Raw genomic sequence first — 17130 nt, 5'->3', positions numbered from 1 at the left:
GACTAGCTTAGCTTGGCCACGCGAGCAGTTAAACGAGGATTAAGCTCTTGAAACCAACAAAGCGGTACGTTCCGACGAACGTACCGTGGGCTGGCGCAGCGCTCTCGAATCGGTGGTGGAATCATGATAGAAGGCCGCGGATGAGGCCCCTGACTGAATGCTCGAAAAGCTCGGTGACGCCCGTCTGACGGGCGCATTCTGCTAGACTGCGCGCCCTGTTTTCCGGAGGTAGTCATGACCCTGCTCAAGTTGACCAATGTGTCCCTCGCCTATGGCACCAATCCATTGCTCGATGGCGTGTCCTGGCAGATTGCGCGGGGTGAGCGGGTGTGCATCATCGGCCGCAACGGCACCGGCAAATCCAGCATGCTGAGCCTGGTCAAGGGTAGCCAGCTGCCGGATGATGGGGAAATTTGGCGCGCGCCGGGGCTGAAGATCGGCGAGCTACCGCAGGAGCTTCCGCTCGCTGACGAGCGCACCGTGTTCGACGTAGTGGCCGAAGGCTTGTCCGGGGTCGGCCAGTTGCTGGCCGAGTACCATCACCTCAGCCAAAACATCCAGAACGAAGCCGACCTGGATAAGCTGATGCATGTTCAACAGGAACTCGAAGCCAAGGATGGCTGGCGTCTGCAGCAACTGGTCGATAGCACCCTTAGTCGTTTGCAGCTGCCGGCCGACAAGACCCTCGCTGAGCTTTCCGGCGGCTGGAGGCGGCGCGTTCTGTTGGCGCAGGCGCTGGTGTCCGAGCCCGACCTGCTGCTGCTGGACGAGCCGACCAACCACTTGGATATTGGCGCAATCGCCTGGCTGGAAGAAGCGCTGACCGGTTTTAACGGTGCCGTGCTGTTCATCACGCACGACCGAGCGTTCCTGCAGAATCTGGCGACGCGTATCCTCGAACTCGATCGAGGCCACATGATCGACTGGAACGGCGATTACGCCAGCTTTCTGGTACACAAAGAACAACAGTTGGCGGCTGAAGAAACGGCCAACGCCTTGTTCGACAAGAAGCTCGCGCAGGAAGAAGTCTGGATTCGCCAGGGCATCAAGGCTCGCCGTACTCGTAATGAAGGCCGCGTTCGTGCTCTCAAGGCTTTGCGAGCCGAGCGCAGCGAACGCCGTGAGCATCAAGGCAAGGCCAACATTCAGGTCGATGCAGCCGAAAAATCCGGCAAGCAGGTCATCGTCGTCGAGCATGCAAGCTTCGCTCACCCAGGCGGCGAGCCGCTGATCCGCGATTTCTCGATGGTTCTGCAGCGTGGCGATCGGATTGGTTTGCTCGGAGCCAACGGCACCGGCAAGACCACGCTGCTCAAGCTGCTGTTAGGAGATCTACAGCCCACCAGCGGCACGGTTGAGGCGGGTACAAAACTGGAAGTGGCGTATTTCGACCAATTGCGTCACCAGTTGGAACTGGAAAAAACCGTCATCGACAACGTCGCAGAGGGGCGCGACTTCATCACCATCGACGGCCAGAATCGCCATGTTCTCAGCTACCTCGGTGATTTCCTGTTCAGCCCGCAGCGGGCCCGCACACCAGTAAAAGCGCTGTCTGGCGGCGAACGGGCACGCCTCTTGCTCGCCAAGCTGTTCAGTAAGCCGGCCAACCTCTTGGTACTCGACGAGCCGACCAATGATCTCGACGTAGAAACTCTCGAACTGCTCGAGGAGGTTTTGCTCGGGTTCCAGGGCACGGTATTGATGGTCAGCCATGACCGGGCGTTCCTCGATAACGTGGTCACCAGTACGCTGGTTTTCGAGGGTAATGGCGTCGTTCGCGAATATGTCGGCGGCTACCAGGATTGGCTGCGACAAGGCGGCTCGGTAAAACTGCTCGGCGTAGCCGAGTCCAAGGAATCCAAGGATGCGAAAGCCGGAACGCAACCGAGCAAGCCCGCGACACCCGTCGCCGAAGTTGTCCCGGCGAAGAAGAAACTCAGCTACAAAATCCAGCGCGAACTGGAGGCATTACCGGGGAAAATAGACGCAGTCGAAAAAAACATCGCCGCGTTGCAAACCGAAATTGCGCAGCCGGCGTTCTACCAGCAGACTGCGGAACTTACTGGCGAAACGATATCGCGCCTCGAGGCGTTGCAGGCTGAACTCGACGCATTGCTGGAACGCTGGGCGGAACTGGAAGGCTGAAAGCGCACCCGTGGCCAGATCGCCACGGTCTGGCCAGCGTATCGCTCGGTGCGATAGGGCGGCCCTCGGTGTTCCGTATGGCGTGACCTGCGCACTAAGACAAAACGACACCTGTCAGCATTCTAGACGGAGCTTAGATGGCAATTGATTACCGCATCGTCTTGGACGACGAGCATGAGTTCAGCTACCGGATCGAGCTGGACCGCGTCTACGATCCGGAGGCCGCCATCCAGGCACCCAAATGGACGCGTCTGGATCATCAGCAGTGCAACAACTGCCCGCTGAGCCGGGACAGCTTCAGCCATTGCCCTGCCGCGGTCGACCTGCATCGGGTCATCGAAGACTTCCAGGGCCTGCCCGCGGTGAAGAAAGCGCAAGTGCGAGTGCGCACGCCGGAGCGCGAATATAACAAGCTGGTTGGGCTGGATGAGGGACTGCGGGCGCTGCTCGGCGTGATCATGGCCACTAGCGCCTGTCCGGTTCTGGGTAAGCTTAAGCCGATGGCGCATCAGCATTTGCCGTTCGCCAGCAATCAGGAGTTCGTGCTGCGAGCGGTTTCGTTGTATCTGGCTCGGCAGTACTTCAATCTGCGGGAAGGGCGCCATGCCGACTGGGAGTTGCGCGGCTTGGTGCGGTCATTCCAGCAGCTGCAACTGGTCAACCAGGCGTTCTGGCAGCGCATCCATGACACGTGTCACGGCGATTCGAATCTGAAGGCGTTCCTGACGTTCTTTTCCATGGCGACCAGCCTGACCTACTCGCTGGAAACCCAGCTGAAGAAGATCAGGCCGCTGGTGATGAGTGCGGGCGAGGGTGTCGAAACGGCCTGAGCCCAAGCGGTTGTGGGGCTCATGGCAGGATTGGTTACTCGGACTTCTTCAAGCGTACCGCCAGTACGTCACAAGGTGCTCCATGGAGGATGTCGTTGGCGGTAGACCCCAACAGGAGTGCCAGGCCATGACGTCCATGGCTGCCGACAACTACAAGATCGCAACCTTGTTCCTTGGCCAGCCTGTGTATTTCCTGACGAGGCTGCCCGTAGGCCAGATGACGCTGCTCAACGGTCAGGCTGGGGTAGCGCTCAGCGAACCCGGTCAAGCGCTCACGGGCCTGGTCGAACTGCTGCTGCTGAAGCATCGATAGATCCATCGGCACGTCTCCACCGAAGGCCATGGCCATCGGCTCGATGACGTGGACCAACGCCAGTCTCGCGCCGCTGGCGTTGGCCAATGCCTCGGCGCGGGCTACGACCGGGTGGCATTCGTCGTTCAGGTCGGTAGCGACCAGAATATGCTGGTAGGTCATGATGGCTCTCCTAATGTATCCGTGTGACAAGTATGGCTTCTCGGCACGCTATTGGCGCGGTCTAGCCTTTTTTGTTTTCAGCGTTTATACGGCGTTACATGAATGATGACCAGTGTGTCATTGCATCGCGAACTGGCAGCCGGCAGCCTCGTGACTGTTATCATGCGTGCCATCACACGCCGGTAAGCACGGCTGGCCTACACACGAGATCGTCATGTTTCTATTCGCCAACGATTACCTACTCGCCTGGACAGCTTATGGAGTGGCCGCGCTAGGGAGCCTGCTGGTGTGGTTCCGCGTCACGCGACCATTGTGGCGCTGGCTGCGCGAGCCGCTGCGACTGATGGCCGCCGTACTGCTGCTGACGCCAACCATTGTCGACCCCGCTCGGGAACTGTTCGCCCCGGCCGTGGCGATCACTGCGCTGGATGTGCTGTTCAAGGTTGGTAACATCGCCTGGCGTGCCGTTGCGGATCTGGCACTCTACGGGCTGATCGCATTCGCCCTGTACGCGGTGTTGGTAGCGTTGCGCTGGCTGATCGAGCGTCGGCTCGCGCAGCGGCGAGAGGCATCTGCAGACGAGGAAGACTCTCGTACGTTGCGCGAGCGGCTCGAGGACGATGAGCAGGATGACCAGCGCCCCGGTCGCTACCAGGCACGTACCGAGCCCAGGTTATGAGCGAATCGACCGACTGATCCCAGGACATCCGGACAGCAACAGGACATAACGGGAGATCATGCATGTGTGAACTGCTCGGCATGAGCGCCAACGTACCGACCGACATTCATTTCAGCTTCACTGGGCTGATGCAGCGCGGGGGGCGCACCGGGCCGCACAGGGATGGATGGGGCATCGCCTTCTACGAAGGCCGCGGTTTACGCCTGTTCCAGGATCCGGTGGCCAGCTGCGAGTCGGAAGTGGCGAAGATGGTCCAGCACTACCTGATCAAAAGTCATGTGGTGATCGGCCACATCCGTCACGCCAACGTAGGCAAGGTCGCGCTGGTTAATACCCATCCTTTCGTGCGTGAGCTGTGGGGGCAACACTGGTGTTTTGCCCACAACGGCCAACTAGCAGATTTCAGTCCGGTGCGCGGCTTCTATCAGCCGGTAGGGGATACCGACAGCGAAGCGGCATTCTGCGATCTGCTCAATCGGACACGCGGGGATTTTCCCGAGCGAGTTGCTGCGGAAGATCTAATCCCTCATTTGCTCGATGCCTGCGCTGGTTATCGTGCCAAAGGCGTATTCAACTGCTTGCTCAGCAATGGTGAGTGGCTGTTCAGCTTTTGCTCGACCAAGCTGGCGCAGATTACCCGTCGTGCCCCTTTCGGCCCGGCGCAACTGAAAGATGCCGAACTGACGGTGGATTTCAATGCGGAGACGACGCCAAACGACGTCGTGACAGTGCTGGCGACCGAGCCGTTGACGGATAACGAGCAGTGGCTAGTTCACCAGCCGGGCGCGTGGACGCTCTGGCGATTGGGCGAGTGCGTTGCGCGCGGGCAGGTGCACTAATGCTACGAAGCTATCTGCGACTGACCCTGTTCGCCTTTGGCTTGCTCATCGGAATTCAGGTGCCGGGCTTTATCCAGGCATATGAACGTCACGTTGAGGCGCGCCGGATCGAGGCGCAGCATGGGCTTTTGGGTTTTCGGGAAACGGCGGGGCGCTTCTTCAAGGGCGATTTGAATGCGCTGGTGGCGCACTATCGTGCCAGCGATGATCCGGTCATCCAGAGCGACGCACGCAGTGTCGCGGCGCTCGTAGAGCGCGCCCGCCTGCTCGATCGTGAGTGGCGAATCATGCAGGGTCCCTGGTATGCACAAGCCTGGCATGTGTTCGTCGGGGCCGACCAGGACATTCGCCATCAGGTCTGGAGCAGTTACCGCTTTCAGGTCCTGCTGGCGCCCGAGGCGATCGCTTGGGGGATCGGTTGTGCATTGCTGTTGGCCTGGATCGCCGAGAGCATTTTTCTGCTGATTCGCCGACTGCTGTTTCCGCAGCGTCGGCCACGCAAAGCGCGTCGTGTCGACCGATCGGGGCGCCCAGGCGACACCGCATAGCGAGCCTCGAGCGGGTTCGCTATTGCGGGTGACGGTGATCGGCCGGCTTCTATTTCGCCAGAAATTTCATGCCTTCTTCTAATCCGCTCAATGTCAGCGGATACATCCGGTCTTCCACCAGCTCGCGAATGATGCCGGTCGAGGTGGTGTAGCCCCAGGTGTCCTTGGGATATGGGTTGATCCAGATGAGCTTCTTGTATTTCTCCATGAAGCGCTGCATCCAGACGTATCCCGCTTCCTCGTTCCAGTGCTCGACGCTGCCGCCGGGCTGGGTCACTTCATAGGGCGCCATGGCCGCGTCGCCAACGAATACCACTTTGTAATCAGGGCCGTACTTGTGTAGCAAGTCGAGTGTCGAGGTGCGCTCGGAGGTACGACGGAAGTTGTTCTTCCAGACCGACTCGTATATGAAGTTGTGAAAGTAGAAATATTCCAGGTGTTTGAACTCGGTCTTGCAGGCGGAGAAGAGTTCTTCACAGACCTTCACATGAGCGTCCATCGAGCCGCCGATGTCGAACAGGATCAGCAGCTTTACCGCGTTACGCCGTTCCGGGCGCATCTGAATGTTGAGTAGGCCGCCGTCTCGGGCGGTGTGGTCAATGGTGCCGTCGAGGTCCAGCTCGTCCTGCGCGCCTTGGCGGGCAAATTTGCGCAGGCGGCGCAGGGCCACCTTGATGTTGCGGGTACCCAATTCAACTTGGTCGTCGAGGTTCTTGTACTCGCGTTGATCCCAGACTTTTACCGCCTTGCCCTGGCGCTTGCCGGCGTCACCGATACGGATGCCTTCGGGGTTGTAGCCACCCGAACCGAAAGGGCTGGTGCCGCCGGTGCCGATCCATTTGTTGCCCCCAGCGTGTCTTTCCTTCTGCTCTTCCAGGCGCTTCTTGAACTCCTCGATCAGCTTGTCCAGCCCTCCGAGCGATTCGATCTTGGCGCGCTCTTCATCGCTCAGCGAGCGTTCGAATTCCTTGCGCAGCCATTCCTCGGGAATCAACGCCTCAATGTGCTGATCGAGGTGTTCCAGCCCCTTGAAGTAGGCGCCGAAGGCTCGGTCGAACTTGTCGAAGTGGCGCTCATCCTTGACCAGGATGGCCCGGGATAGAAAATAAAACTCGTCCATGTCGGCGAAAACGACGTTGTGTTTCAGCGCGTTGATCAGATCGAGCAATTCGCGCACCGACACCGGTACCTTGGCGGCGCGCATCTCATTGAACAGGCCAAGCAGCATGGCAGAACCTCGGGGTGCCGTCGTGGCAGCACATTGAATTGTGATGAGTCAGAGGTCTTCGTCGTGCTCTGCGAGCCCGTCGCTGATTTCATACCAGTCCGCCTTGGAGCCAACGAAAATGTGCTCTTGGGGCGGGACTGGCAGGGAAGAGTCGAGCGTGCCGGCCGCAACGCCGACCTCGTGCTCGCGATTGTCGACGAATTGCAGGTTGGATCCGCAGCGAATGCAGAACGTCCGCGTCACATGTTCGGAAGAGTGGAAGACGCCCAGTTGGTCCTTGCCGGACAGGAAGTGGAACGTCTCCAGCGGCACACTCGCGTAGGTCGCGAATGCAGCCCCGTGTGCCTTGCGGCACATCTTGCAGTGGCAATGGGTCAGCTGGTTGATCGGTGCATCGATGCGGTACCGCACGACACCGCAGAGGCAACTACCGGTATGCGTTTGCATGGTTCTTCCTCCAGTAAGGCAAGGCGGTCGGCTCGCGGGAGCCTCCTCCGATCAGCGACCGGCGCGACGACTCATGAACGCTAGACGCTCAAGCAATTGCACGTCTTGTTCGTTTTTTACCAAGGCTCCGGCCAGCGGCGGAATCGCTCGAGTCGGATCACGTTCGCGCAGCACGGCTTCGCCAATGTTGTCGGCCATCAGCAGCTTTAGCCAGTCGACCAGTTCGCTGGTGGATGGCTTCTTCTTCAGCCCCGGTACCTTGCGGACATCAAAGAACACGTCGAGGGCTTCGGCCACCAGATCCTTCTTGATGTTCGGATAATGCACGTCGACGATCTTTTGCAACGTTTCCCGATCTGGGAACGCGATGTAGTGGAAGAAGCAACGGCGAAGGAAGGCGTCCGGCAGCTCCTTTTCGTTGTTCGACGTAATGATGATGATTGGGCGCTGCTTGGCTTTGATGGTTTCATTGGTCTCATAGACGTAGAACTCCATCTTGTCGAGTTCCTGCAATAGGTCGTTGGGGAACTCAATGTCGGCCTTGTCGATTTCATCGATCAGCAGGATGACGCGCTGTTCGGATTCGAACGCTTCCCACAGCTTGCCTTTTTTGATGTAGTTGCGCACGTCGTGCACTCGGTCAGAGTCCAGCTGCGAATCACGCAGACGGCTCACCGCGTCGTATTCATATAGCCCCTGGTGCGCCTTGGTGGTGGACTTGATATGCCAGGTAATCAATTGCGCACCGAAGGATTCGGCCAGTTGCTCGGCGAGCATGGTTTTGCCGGTGCCCGGCTCACCCTTCACCAGCAGTGGACGCTCCAGGGTAATGGCCGCGTTGACTGCAAGTTTCAGGTCGTCGGTAGCGACATAGGACTGGGTGCCTTCGAACTTCATCGGGTTTTCCTTGCTCAGGCCTGGCACGCAGGCATTTCATGTTTGGTTAGACGATCGACTATAAGGGATGGGATCGTTACTGTGAACGCGAGTCGATCATTCAGTCACTGAATGGGCGAAGGCAGCTCACTCGTGCTCCGTTATTCCTCGTCTTCGCCCAATGAGCGCTCGAAGCGGGCAGAAAACGCTTCGACAAAGGCGTTTCGCAGAATCGCGATAAAGGCTTGAAAAGGGCTGACGTCGGTATTCTTGGTGCTGCCCGAAAGCTCTACCCGAGTGGCGAACTGTTCCTTGCTCTGGTTCTGCAGCACTTCCTCGCCACCGCCAACCACGGCTTCCCAGATTCCACGAAAGAAGCCCTTATCCTCGTTTTCGACATCCTGCTCGAAGTTAAACACCTCGACATTTCGCAGCAAAGGCTTGATATAGCCGTCCAGCTGGCTGTCATTGGCCTCGACCTCGACCACCAGATCACCGGTCCCTGCTGCGAAATCGAATTTTCCATATGCGCTGGCGAAGTCATTCAACTTGGTCAGGTCCACATCGGTCATTCGCAAACTCAACTCGAAGTCTTCCCAGTTCGTATAAGGATCAAACTGCGCATTGGCTTCTATTGGGGCTTGGTTGAAAAGTTTGGCCTGTCCCTCGAATCGGGCGACGCGCCCCTGGTCCTGTTCCGCCGCGTTGGTGAGGTTGTACAGGCTGGCGTTTATCGCGTTGGCATAAACGTGCACTGGCGGATCGGCCTGGAAGTTGCGAAACGACACTTGGCCGTCAATAACTTTCAGTTCATTAAGGGTAAAAGGCACCAGCTCGTTGAGTTGGTCGCGCCAATCAACACCATCACCCGTCTGCGAGTCGTCAGCCTGTTGGCCATCGACGAAGTTCAGGTGGGGTTGCTCAAGGACCACTTCGCCCACAAGCGCCTGGTCCTTCCAAAGTGCTCGCCAGCTCAGGCCGATATCGATCGTGGAGGCGGTGAACAGCGGCGCCTGGACCTGTTCATTCTTCTTTTCGATAAGTACGCCGTCGGCTCGATAAGCACCACGCCACCAAGCCAGATCGACGTCATCGACATGGCCTCGATACTCGCCCATGTCTGCCAGCTTGTCGTTCAGGTAGTTGAGCACCAGGTGGGGCAGGGCGAGGTGAATGATCAGCAGTAGCAGAGCAATTGACAGCAATATCCATAGCGGGAGTCGGTAGCGTTTTTTCATGACGGGCCTGGTCTGCTTGAGGAGTCATCATTGAGTTGCTTGCTTGTGGGTGGACCCTGACACGCATAGGTGAGTTCGGCTGGACGAGCCACGAGACTGGGCTTAGGCTGATCAGTCTGATTTTCCACTCGCAGGGACACTGTCATGAGCCGCATCTTCGCTGACAATGCGCAGGCCATCGGGAACACCCCGTTGGTGATGATCAATCGGTTAGGCCCGAAGGGCGTCACTATCATGGCCAAGATCGAGGGTCGTAATCCGGCCCATTCGGTAAAGTGCCGGATCGGCGCGGCCATGATCTGGGACGCCGAGAAAAGCGGACTCCTCAAGCCGGGCATGACGATCATCGAGCCGACTTCCGGCAATACCGGTATAGGCCTGGCGTTCGTCGCCGCGGCACGGGGCTACAAACTAATGTTGACCATGCCGGCTTCGATGAGCCTGGAGCGCCGCAAAGTGCTCAAGGCGCTTGGCGCGGAGCTGGTGCTCACCGATCCGGCGAAAGGTATGAAGGGTGCTATCGAAAAGGCGACGGAAATCGCTGCATCGGATCGTGAGCACTACTACTTGCCGCAGCAGTTCGAGAACCCATCCAACCCGGCGATTCATGAGAAAACAACCGGGCCGGAAATCTGGAACGACACCGAAGGCAACATCGACGTACTGGTTTCGGGCGTTGGGACCGGTGGCACTATCACCGGGGTTTCGCGTTACATCAAAGATACCAAGGGCAAGAAGATCCTCAGTGTGGCGGTCGAGCCGGCCAGCTCTCCGGTGATCAGCCAGACGCTCGCGGGAGAGGAGCTCAAACCCAGCCCGCACAAAATTCAGGGCATCGGTGCCGGCTTCGTGCCGAAGAATCTCGATCTGTCCGTCGTCGATCAGGTCGAACTGGTCAGTGACGAAGAATCAAAGGCCATGGCGCTGCGCCTGATGCGCGAAGAAGGCATCCTCTGCGGCATCTCTTGCGGCGCCGCCATGGCTGCTGCGGTGCGCATGGCCCAGCATCCGGAAATGCAGGGCAAGAACATCGTGGTGATTCTTCCCGATTCCGGCGAGCGTTATCTGTCCACGATGCTGTTTGCGGACCTGTTCGGTGAACAGGAATTGCAGCAGTGATCTGCGCTGCGCCGGTCTGCCTTGGCAGAACCGGCGCAGCACCGCTATAGTCTGGAGCCGCTTCTCCACCGCTTCGAGACTGGTATGAACCATACAGGCTGCTGCAACGTTGCTGACCACGGACGCCCGTACGCTACGGGTGGTTTCGCAGCCTTTGCATGCATGCCGATCGCACCTCCCTGCCATCATCCTGCGAGCCCACCACCGGGCTTGTTTCTGGCTCCGCCACCGCCACCCGCGCTGGCCTGAGTCACGCCGGTTCGCCGGCATTCCCGTCACTGCGTTTGCCATTCGCTGGCGCAGGTTTGTATGCCTATTCAAAGGTGGCAGGATGATCTTGTTTTCACGCAACAACCTGGTCGCGTATGCGACCACGGGTCTTTTCGTGCTGCTCTGGAGCAGCGGGGCAATCGTGTCGAAATGGGGCTTGGCGTACGCATCGCCGTTCGCTTTTCTGTTGGTTCGTTTCGTTATTGCGCTGGTGGCGTTGGCGGGGGTGGTTAGGCTGGCCTCCCTATCGCTGCCTGATGGGTGGAAGACGCGTCGGTATGCCTTGGCCACCGGTCTGGTGCTGCTGGGCAGCTACCAGATCTTCTATCTGCTGGCACTGGATCTGCAGATGACTCCGGGCGTCATGGCGACTCTGCTCGGCGTGCAGCCGATCCTCACGGCTGTGTTACTCGAGCGCAAACGGCTGAGACCGCTGCGGCTGTTCGGGTTGCTGCTTGGTTTGAGCGGGCTGGTGCTGGTGGTCTATCAGAGCCTTGGCGTAGGCGGGTTGTCGGTGGCGGGCGTGGCGTGTGCTTTGCTGGCACTTTCGAGCATCACGCTGGGTTCGATGATGCAGAAGCGAGCCAAAGGTGATCCGCTTCGCGCCATGCCCTTGCAGTATCTCGCCGGGCTATTGCTTTGTTCGCTATTCGCGCCGTTCCAACCTTTCGAAATCACGCTCGCCCCAGGTTTCTGGCTGTCCGTGTTGTGGATGGGGTTGGTGATCTCGGTGGCCGCCACCTTGTTGCTGTATCGCCTGATTGCCCAGAGCGACCTGGTCAACGTGACCAGCTTGTTCTATCTGGTGCCGGCGGTAACGGCGGTAATGGATTACCTGGTGTTCGGTAACCGGTTGGCGATGCTCAGTCTGGTCGGCATGTTGCTGATCGTGCTTGGTCTCGTTCTGGTATTCCGGCCAGCGCCGGACCGTCACTAGTCTCTTTTGGGGCGGGTGCCGCCACGGCCGTGGCCGGCGCCTGTTTCAGTACGAGCCAGAGCGCCACGGCAATCAGCGCGCCGCCATAGACATAGGCCCAGTCCAGCGGTTCATCAAGAAACAGAGCGCCCCAAAGCACACCGAACGGTGGAATGATGAAGGTCACCGTAAGGGTACGAACCGGGCCGATGTCCGCAAGCAAGCGGAAATACAGAATATAGGCGAAGGCGGTACAGACGATGCCGAGCGCGACAAGACTGAGCCAGACGGTACCGTCACCCCAGGAGGTCGGGGGCGCTGTCAACAGTGACAGGGCGAACAGCGGCAGCAGACAGAATGCCGCTCCCGCCTGACTGCCGAAGGCAACCAGTTCACTGTTTAGTCCGCCGTGCTGGTTGATCCAGCGACGGGTCAGGAAACCACCGAATCCATAACACGCGGTCGCGCCCAGGCAGGCGAGCGCGCCAATCAGCAGCTGTGCGTCGAACGCCACGGGGCCGGTGCGCGTCAGCAGCGCCACGCCACTCAGGCCGAACAGCACGCCTACGATTTTCGCAACCGTTAGCGCTTCAGCGAAAAATACTGCGCCAATGATTACACCCATCATCGGTGTGGTTGCGTTGAAGATCGCTGAATAGCCGGTTGGCAGAAACTGCGCGGCCAACGCATAAAGCGCGAACGGGACGCCGGAATTTATCATCCCGAGAAGCAGGCACAGCTTCAGCTTGCCGCGAAAATCCCAGCGGATGCGCATCATCATCAGAATCGCTGACAGGCCAGCGCAGGCGAACAGCACTCTGAAGAACGCGGTGGGAAATGTCCCGAGTTCCGGTGCGATGATTCGCATGAACAGAAAACTGGCGCCCCAGATAGCAGCGAGACCGAGCAGGCGCAGGAGGTCTGAAGAACGCATGAGAAAACTCCGGTGACGGGACATCGGAGTGTTAGCGAGGTTTGCGTGTCTAGCAATTCGAATCACGCTTTCAAACTGGCTTTCGATCCACCGTGCCTTTCATTGCATTCGGGCGATGGATAAGCTCGGGCTTCCACCGCTGGAGATGATCGATATGTTGCCAAAATCGACGGAAGCCGCTATTGCACGGCAGATCCTGCTGGGGTTCGATAACTATCGTGAACATTTCCGGTTGATCACCGAGGGCGCACGGCCTCGTTTCGAACAGGCAAAGTGGCAAGACGCCCAGCACGCCTCGGCAGCGCGTATCAACCTGTATGAACAGAAGGTCGGTGAGACAGCGGCGGATCTGTGCCCGACATTCGAGCCGGATGTACTGCTGGATGTGCAGCGATGGCCGCAGATCAAGAGTGCCTATATCGATCAGATCAACCCCCGCTTCGACGATGAGTTGTCCGAAACTTGGTACAACTCGATCTTTTGCGCACTGTTCAGCCACGACTGCATCAGTGACGGCACCATGTTCATCCATACCACCCGTCCATCGAGCCGGGCCCATGATCGGGTGGCACAGACGCGTCGGTATCAACCCGGCGGTGATCTTCATCGCATGCTCGCGCAGATCTTCGAGGACTTTGCCTTCTCCATACCCTACGCGGACCTGAGCGGCGACCTACTGCGACTCGAGGCGCAGCTTCAGGCATCCCTGCCAGACTGGGTGTGCAAGGATCCTGAACTTACTGTGGAACTCTTTCGTTCGGTGCTCTACCGCAACAAGGGTGCATATCTGGTTGGGCGGATCTTTACCCGCGACGAACAATGGCCGCTGGCGATACCGCTGTTGCATCACGAGGGCGTGGGGATCGTCGCCGATGCGTTGATCACCGACGAAGCGGAGGTTTCGATCATCTTTTCTTTCACGCGCTCGTACTTCATGGTCGAGGTGCCGATACCCGCGGAGTTCATCGGGTTTCTCAAACGCATCATGCCGGGCAAGCACGTTGCGGAGCTGTACACCTCCATTGGCTTCTACAAGCACGGCAAATCGGAGTTCTACCGCGCCTTGATCAATCACCTCGCGACCACCGACGACCGTTTCATCATGGCGCCGGGTGTGCGCGGCATGGTCATGAGCGTGTTCACGTTGCCGGGCTTCAATACGGTCTTCAAGATCATCAAGGACCGGTTCTCTCCGACCAAGAATGTCAACCGAGCTACCGTCATCGAGAAGTATCGGCTGGTGAAGAGCGTCGATCGGGTTGGGCGCATGGCCGATACACAGGAATTTGCCGATTTCCGCTTCCCTAAATCCAAGTTCGATCCCGAATGTCTGGCAGAGCTGTTGGAGGTCGCGCCGTCAACGGTCGAGGAGCAGGGCGATACGGTGCTGGTGCGCCACTGCTGGACCGAGCGGCGGATGACGCCATTGAACATTTACGTGGAGAGCGCCAGCGAACAGCAGGTGCAGGAAGCGCTGGAAGACTATGGACTGGCGATCAAACAACTCGCTGCGGCCAATATATTTCCCGGAGACATGCTGTTAAAGAACTTCGGCGTGACCCGCCATGGCCGCGTGGTGTTCTACGACTACGATGAGATCTGCTTTCTTACCGAGGTGAATTTCCGCTACATCCCCGAGGCGCGTTATCCGGAAGATGAAATGTCGTCCGAACCTTGGTATTCGGTGGGACCGAACGACGTGTTCCCTGAAGAGTTTCCACGTTTCCTATTCGCCGATATCAAGCAGCGTCGGCTATTCGCCAAGCTGCACGGCGAGCTATACGACGCCAATTATTGGAAGGGTCTGCAGCAAGCGATAATCGATGGAAAAGTGATCGATGTCTTTCCATACAGGCGCAGGTTGGAAACTACCCAGTAAAGGGCGCGGTGAACGCTCACGGCCAGTTTGGGTCGCAATTATAGAGCCGAAACATAGGGCTCCAGAGGCTGATAATCAGCAACATTTGTTGCAGGCAACGGCGCTTTTCTTGGGTTATGCTGGCTACGAAGCCCATGGCTCACAAAGGCCCGTTACCAAGTAGGAGGGTTCATCATGAAAGCATGGCTCAGTAGTGTGTGCTGGAATCTTGCAGTGGCGCTTGGCTTCATTGACCCGCCTCGCCTGCAACCCATTCCGGTCCGCGCCCAACGAGGTGAGTCAGCGCGACGCTGACTCTAACAATCGGGGGCTGACTCTAGCGCCCAGGCATTACCGGACCACCCCGTTCTACGGCTCGCTGATAAGCGGGGCGGTCACGTATCCTTTGCAAAAATGCAGTCAGTTTCGGGCGGCTGGCATCCAGGCCTGCGCGCGATTGAGCGGCTTCGAGCGGGAAGCTCATCTGAATATCCGCGACGCTGAATTCCCCCCCGGCAAACCATTGGCTTTTCCCTAGCTCGCTCTCCATGTAGTCCAGGTGGAGCTTTAGCTGTGGACCGATAAAAGCCTTGTTGGCACCTTTGGCGATTGCTCGGGCCACTGGACGAATGAAAAATGGCATCGGCCCGTTACCGATACGATCGAATATCAACTTGAGAAGCAGCGGCGGCATCGCTGAACCTTCGGCGTAATGCATCCAGTAGCGAAATCGAAGGTGTTCAGGTGAACCTCTGGGTGGGGTCAGTTGGCCATCACCATAGCGCTCGACCAGATACTCAAGGATTGCAGCTGACTCGGCCAGAGTCAGCTCGCCGTCGGTGATGACGGGCGATTTGCCAAGCGGATGCACATTCTTCAGTTCAGGCGGAGCCAGCATGGTCTGCGGATTTCTGGCGTAGCGCTTGATCTCGTACGGTAGTTGCAGTTCTTCCAGCAGCCAGAGCACGCGTTGCGAGCGGGAATTGTCCAAGTGGTGCAGGGTGAGCATCGGTGCAGCCTCTTCGCTATAAGTGACCGCGACTAGCTTAGTTCACCGTTACGTTTCTGCTGGTTGTGGCAGACTTCGCCTCCATCCAGGAGAAGCCATGTCTCGTCCGCAATGCCCGCGTTGCCAGCGCCCGTTGAGTCACTGTCTCTGCGCTTTGATCCCCTCGCTTGCCAGCACCACCGCTGTGCTGATCCTGCAGCACCCCAGCGAAACCGGGCATGCGCTGAACACGGCGCGGTTGGCAGCACTTGGTCTAACCAATGCCGAGCTTCGAACAGGAGAGCTGTTCGAGGATCTTCCAGCCGACGAACGCCTCGAAAGCTATCTGTTGTTTCCGGGAGAGCGAGCCGTGTCACTTGGACAATTGGCGGAGAAGGGCGAGCCGCTGCGATTGATCGTGCCGGACGGCACCTGGCGCAAGGCCCGCAAACTGCTGCATCTCAATCCGCACCTCGCCAGTCTGCCGCGAGTAGCGCTACCAGAAGGCCTGACCTCCCGTTATCGATTGCGTAAAGCTCCAATGCCCGGTGCGCTGTCCACGCTAGAAGCGATAGTGGTCGCACTGAACACGCTTGAAGGCAATGGTCGATTCGACGCGTTGTTGAGGCCGTTCGAAGCCTTGGTCGAGGGGCAGATAGCGGCCATGGGCGCAGAGGTTTTCCAACGTAATCATGGAAGCCGCTAGCCGGGGTGACCCGCCACCATGGCTTAGCGCGGCGAAAGGGTTTTCAGGCGGAGGATGTAAAGCGTTACCAGCGTCGCGCTGGTCAACATGCCGATTCGTGCCCAGAACATAGGTACTAACCAGCAGGACAGGCTGATGCTCAGCCACATCGTTATGATCGAATAGATTTTTGCCTTCAGCGGAATCCCGTTACCTTCCAGATAATCCCGGAACCAGGGGCCAAGCCTTGGGTGCATCACCAGCCAGTTGTAGAAGCGCCGTGAACTGCGGACGAAGCAGGCAGCGGCAAGAAGGAGGAAAGGGGTGGTCGGCAGAACCGGCAGGAAGATTCCAACGACGCCGAGCGCAACGCTCAACCAACCGATACCCAGCAGCGCGTAGCGCACTACCGGATTGCGATACGTCGGAATATCGCGGTGCGCCAAGAGGTTACCCGAGCTTCAGTGTTTGCGCGGTTTGAGAAGCGCCGGCTTCTCTTCGGGAGCATGGCAGATCAGGTACAACGCGGTAAGGATTTCAGGTATCTGCGCGACCATTTCTCCGACCAGATCCTGGTCTTCGGCGATGTCGCTGAACTCGGGTTGTTCATCGAATAGCCCGGAGCCGACCATGATCGGCAGGAGCAGCTCGCTGACTTCTTCCTCGGAATCTTCGAACCACACCGACTCACGCATGAAAACGCCTTCCATGAAGCCGATGCACCAGCCACGCAGGTCGGACTCGTCTGGCTCGTCGCCCATGTCGAGTTCGCAAGGCAGTTCCATATCTTCGTCGCTGGCCAACTGCCGGGCGATATGCGCCTTGAGCTGAATCAACGTCGCCTCGATGGCTTCGCGCTCGGTGTCGTCGGCGTACTTCGGCGGCTCGGCGAACAGCGCATCGATCCACTCGCGTTCGGGCACCTGCTCCGAGCAGATGCACAGCGCAGTCAGGTAGCCGTGCGCGGCGATGTAATCCAGCGCCTCTTCGTGCAGGTCATCTGCATCCAGAAACACTTGCAAGCGGGTGAGTTGCTCGGCGAATGACATCGATGA

19 protein-coding genes are annotated in these 17130 nt (G+C 58.6%); 10 read left to right on the top strand and 9 right to left on the bottom strand.

All coding sequences use genetic code 11. The features are described 5' to 3' along the window. The first annotated feature begins 234 nt into the window (after nt 1-234). Together CH92_RS12475 and CH92_RS12470 are read left to right on the top strand one after the other, a co-directional pair. Nucleotides 235-2145, top strand: a complete 1911-nt coding sequence (locus CH92_RS12475) for an ATP-binding cassette domain-containing protein (RefSeq protein ID WP_025242104.1) — start codon at nt 235-237, stop codon at nt 2143-2145. 137 nt (nt 2146-2282) lie between these two features. After that, entirely contained in the window at nt 2283-2975 is a 693-nt protein-coding gene (locus CH92_RS12470) for a DUF6901 family protein (RefSeq protein ID WP_025242103.1), read from the top strand. A gap of 34 nt (nt 2976-3009) precedes the next feature. Here the strand turns inward: CH92_RS12470 and CH92_RS12465 are convergent, their stop codons facing one another. Further along, nucleotides 3010-3450, bottom strand: coding sequence for a universal stress protein (locus CH92_RS12465; RefSeq protein WP_025242102.1), 441 nt, complete (start codon nt 3448-3450; stop codon nt 3010-3012). Between the two features lie 214 nt (nt 3451-3664). Between CH92_RS12465 and CH92_RS12460 the strand changes: the two genes are divergently transcribed. From CH92_RS12460 to CH92_RS12450, 3 genes are all read left to right on the top strand, one after another. Beyond that, a complete protein-coding gene (locus tag CH92_RS12460) occupies nt 3665-4129 on the top strand; it encodes a hypothetical protein (protein ID WP_025242101.1) in 465 nt (154 codons plus the stop codon). A gap of 62 nt (nt 4130-4191) precedes the next feature. After that, nucleotides 4192-4968 (top strand): class II glutamine amidotransferase, encoded by a 777-nt coding sequence (locus CH92_RS12455; RefSeq protein WP_025242100.1) that lies wholly within the window; start codon nt 4192-4194, stop codon nt 4966-4968. Further along, on the top strand, nt 4968-5516 hold the full coding sequence (locus tag CH92_RS12450; RefSeq protein WP_025242099.1) for a DUF2937 family protein: 549 nt from the start codon (nt 4968-4970) through the stop codon (nt 5514-5516). The genes CH92_RS12455 and CH92_RS12450 overlap by 1 nt, the downstream gene beginning before the upstream one ends. A gap of 49 nt (nt 5517-5565) precedes the next feature. Here the strand turns inward: CH92_RS12450 and CH92_RS12445 are convergent, their stop codons facing one another. The 4 genes from CH92_RS12445 to CH92_RS12430 form a co-directional block, all read right to left on the bottom strand. Beyond that, nucleotides 5566-6744: a vWA domain-containing protein gene (locus CH92_RS12445; RefSeq protein ID WP_025242098.1), complete on the bottom strand. Its 1179-nt coding sequence runs from the start codon at nt 6742-6744 to the stop codon at nt 5566-5568. Between the two features lie 48 nt (nt 6745-6792). After that, nucleotides 6793-7191 (bottom strand): GFA family protein, encoded by a 399-nt coding sequence (locus CH92_RS12440; RefSeq protein ID WP_025242097.1) that lies wholly within the window; start codon nt 7189-7191, stop codon nt 6793-6795. A gap of 51 nt (nt 7192-7242) precedes the next feature. After that, complete coding sequence (locus tag CH92_RS12435; protein ID WP_025242096.1) at nt 7243-8088, bottom strand: AAA family ATPase; 846 nt, start codon at nt 8086-8088, stop codon at nt 7243-7245. Nucleotides 8089-8228: 140 nt separating this feature from the next. Beyond that, on the bottom strand, nt 8229-9305 hold the full coding sequence (locus CH92_RS12430; protein ID WP_025242095.1) for a DUF748 domain-containing protein: 1077 nt from the start codon (nt 9303-9305) through the stop codon (nt 8229-8231). Nucleotides 9306-9449: 144 nt separating this feature from the next. Between CH92_RS12430 and cysK the strand changes: the two genes are divergently transcribed. Together cysK and CH92_RS12420 are read left to right on the top strand one after the other, a co-directional pair. Continuing rightward, nucleotides 9450-10424, top strand: coding sequence for a cysteine synthase A (gene cysK / locus CH92_RS12425; RefSeq protein ID WP_025242094.1), 975 nt, complete (start codon nt 9450-9452; stop codon nt 10422-10424). Between the two features lie 331 nt (nt 10425-10755). Further along, on the top strand, nt 10756-11631 hold the full coding sequence (locus tag CH92_RS12420; RefSeq protein WP_025242093.1) for a DMT family transporter: 876 nt from the start codon (nt 10756-10758) through the stop codon (nt 11629-11631). Here the strand turns inward: CH92_RS12420 and CH92_RS12415 are convergent. Next, entirely contained in the window at nt 11558-12544 is a 987-nt protein-coding gene (locus tag CH92_RS12415; RefSeq protein ID WP_025242092.1) for a DMT family transporter, read from the bottom strand. The two genes, CH92_RS12420 and CH92_RS12415, sit on opposite strands and share 74 nt — an antisense overlap. Before the next feature lie 154 nt (nt 12545-12698). On the opposite strand from CH92_RS12415, the gene aceK reads away from it, so the two are divergent. Both aceK and CH92_RS22440 read left to right on the top strand, forming a co-directional pair. Next, nucleotides 12699-14423: a bifunctional isocitrate dehydrogenase kinase/phosphatase gene (gene aceK / locus CH92_RS12410; RefSeq protein ID WP_025242091.1), complete on the top strand. Its 1725-nt coding sequence runs from the start codon at nt 12699-12701 to the stop codon at nt 14421-14423. A 174-nt stretch (nt 14424-14597) separates the two neighbouring features. After that, on the top strand, nt 14598-14717 hold the full coding sequence (locus tag CH92_RS22440) for a PA1414 family protein (protein WP_336433988.1): 120 nt from the start codon (nt 14598-14600) through the stop codon (nt 14715-14717). A 22-nt stretch (nt 14718-14739) separates the two neighbouring features. Here the strand turns inward: CH92_RS22440 and CH92_RS12405 are convergent, their stop codons facing one another. Continuing rightward, nucleotides 14740-15411 (bottom strand): glutathione S-transferase, encoded by a 672-nt coding sequence (locus tag CH92_RS12405; RefSeq protein WP_025242090.1) that lies wholly within the window; start codon nt 15409-15411, stop codon nt 14740-14742. Nucleotides 15412-15508: 97 nt separating this feature from the next. On the opposite strand from CH92_RS12405, the gene CH92_RS12400 reads away from it, so the two are divergent. Continuing rightward, nucleotides 15509-16096 (top strand): tRNA-uridine aminocarboxypropyltransferase, encoded by a 588-nt coding sequence (locus tag CH92_RS12400; RefSeq protein ID WP_025242089.1) that lies wholly within the window; start codon nt 15509-15511, stop codon nt 16094-16096. A 23-nt stretch (nt 16097-16119) separates the two neighbouring features. Here the strand turns inward: CH92_RS12400 and CH92_RS12395 are convergent, their stop codons facing one another. Both CH92_RS12395 and CH92_RS12390 read right to left on the bottom strand, forming a co-directional pair. Beyond that, nucleotides 16120-16521 (bottom strand): YbaN family protein, encoded by a 402-nt coding sequence (locus CH92_RS12395; protein WP_025242088.1) that lies wholly within the window; start codon nt 16519-16521, stop codon nt 16120-16122. A gap of 15 nt (nt 16522-16536) precedes the next feature. Then, nucleotides 16537-17124 carry a YecA family protein gene (locus tag CH92_RS12390; RefSeq protein ID WP_025242087.1) on the bottom strand — a complete coding sequence of 196 codons (588 nt, stop codon included), beginning with the start codon at nt 17122-17124 and terminating at the stop codon, nt 16537-16539. Nucleotides 17125-17130 lie beyond the last annotated feature (6 nt).

It is taken from the genome of Stutzerimonas stutzeri (genome assembly GCF_000590475.1).
Classification (GTDB): Bacteria; Pseudomonadota; Gammaproteobacteria; order Pseudomonadales; family Pseudomonadaceae; genus Stutzerimonas; species Stutzerimonas stutzeri_D.
This window is presented reverse-complemented; position numbering and strand designations above follow the sequence as displayed.

Coding starts and splice junctions, on each gene's coding strand:
- cysK (WP_025242094.1), top strand. CDS start 9,450: ATGAGCCGCATCTTCGCTGACAATGCGCAGGCCATCGGGAACACCCCG.
- CH92_RS12460 (WP_025242101.1), top strand. CDS start 3,665: ATGTTTCTATTCGCCAACGATTACCTACTCGCCTGGACAGCTTATGGA.
- CH92_RS12415 (WP_025242092.1), bottom strand. CDS start 12,544: ATGCGTTCTTCAGACCTCCTGCGCCTGCTCGGTCTCGCTGCTATCTGG.
- CH92_RS12450 (WP_025242099.1), top strand. CDS start 4,968: ATGCTACGAAGCTATCTGCGACTGACCCTGTTCGCCTTTGGCTTGCTC.
- aceK (WP_025242091.1), top strand. CDS start 12,699: ATGTTGCCAAAATCGACGGAAGCCGCTATTGCACGGCAGATCCTGCTG.
- CH92_RS12475 (WP_025242104.1), top strand. CDS start 235: ATGACCCTGCTCAAGTTGACCAATGTGTCCCTCGCCTATGGCACCAAT.
- CH92_RS12470 (WP_025242103.1), top strand. CDS start 2,283: ATGGCAATTGATTACCGCATCGTCTTGGACGACGAGCATGAGTTCAGC.
- CH92_RS12420 (WP_025242093.1), top strand. CDS start 10,756: ATGATCTTGTTTTCACGCAACAACCTGGTCGCGTATGCGACCACGGGT.
- CH92_RS12390 (WP_025242087.1), bottom strand. CDS start 17,124: ATGTCATTCGCCGAGCAACTCACCCGCTTGCAAGTGTTTCTGGATGCA.
- CH92_RS12430 (WP_025242095.1), bottom strand. CDS start 9,305: ATGAAAAAACGCTACCGACTCCCGCTATGGATATTGCTGTCAATTGCT.
- CH92_RS12405 (WP_025242090.1), bottom strand. CDS start 15,411: ATGCTCACCCTGCACCACTTGGACAATTCCCGCTCGCAACGCGTGCTC.
- CH92_RS12455 (WP_025242100.1), top strand. CDS start 4,192: ATGTGTGAACTGCTCGGCATGAGCGCCAACGTACCGACCGACATTCAT.
- CH92_RS12465 (WP_025242102.1), bottom strand. CDS start 3,450: ATGACCTACCAGCATATTCTGGTCGCTACCGACCTGAACGACGAATGC.
- CH92_RS22440 (WP_336433988.1), top strand. CDS start 14,598: ATGAAAGCATGGCTCAGTAGTGTGTGCTGGAATCTTGCAGTGGCGCTT.
- CH92_RS12445 (WP_025242098.1), bottom strand. CDS start 6,744: ATGCTGCTTGGCCTGTTCAATGAGATGCGCGCCGCCAAGGTACCGGTG.
- CH92_RS12440 (WP_025242097.1), bottom strand. CDS start 7,191: ATGCAAACGCATACCGGTAGTTGCCTCTGCGGTGTCGTGCGGTACCGC.
- CH92_RS12400 (WP_025242089.1), top strand. CDS start 15,509: ATGTCTCGTCCGCAATGCCCGCGTTGCCAGCGCCCGTTGAGTCACTGT.
- CH92_RS12435 (WP_025242096.1), bottom strand. CDS start 8,088: ATGAAGTTCGAAGGCACCCAGTCCTATGTCGCTACCGACGACCTGAAA.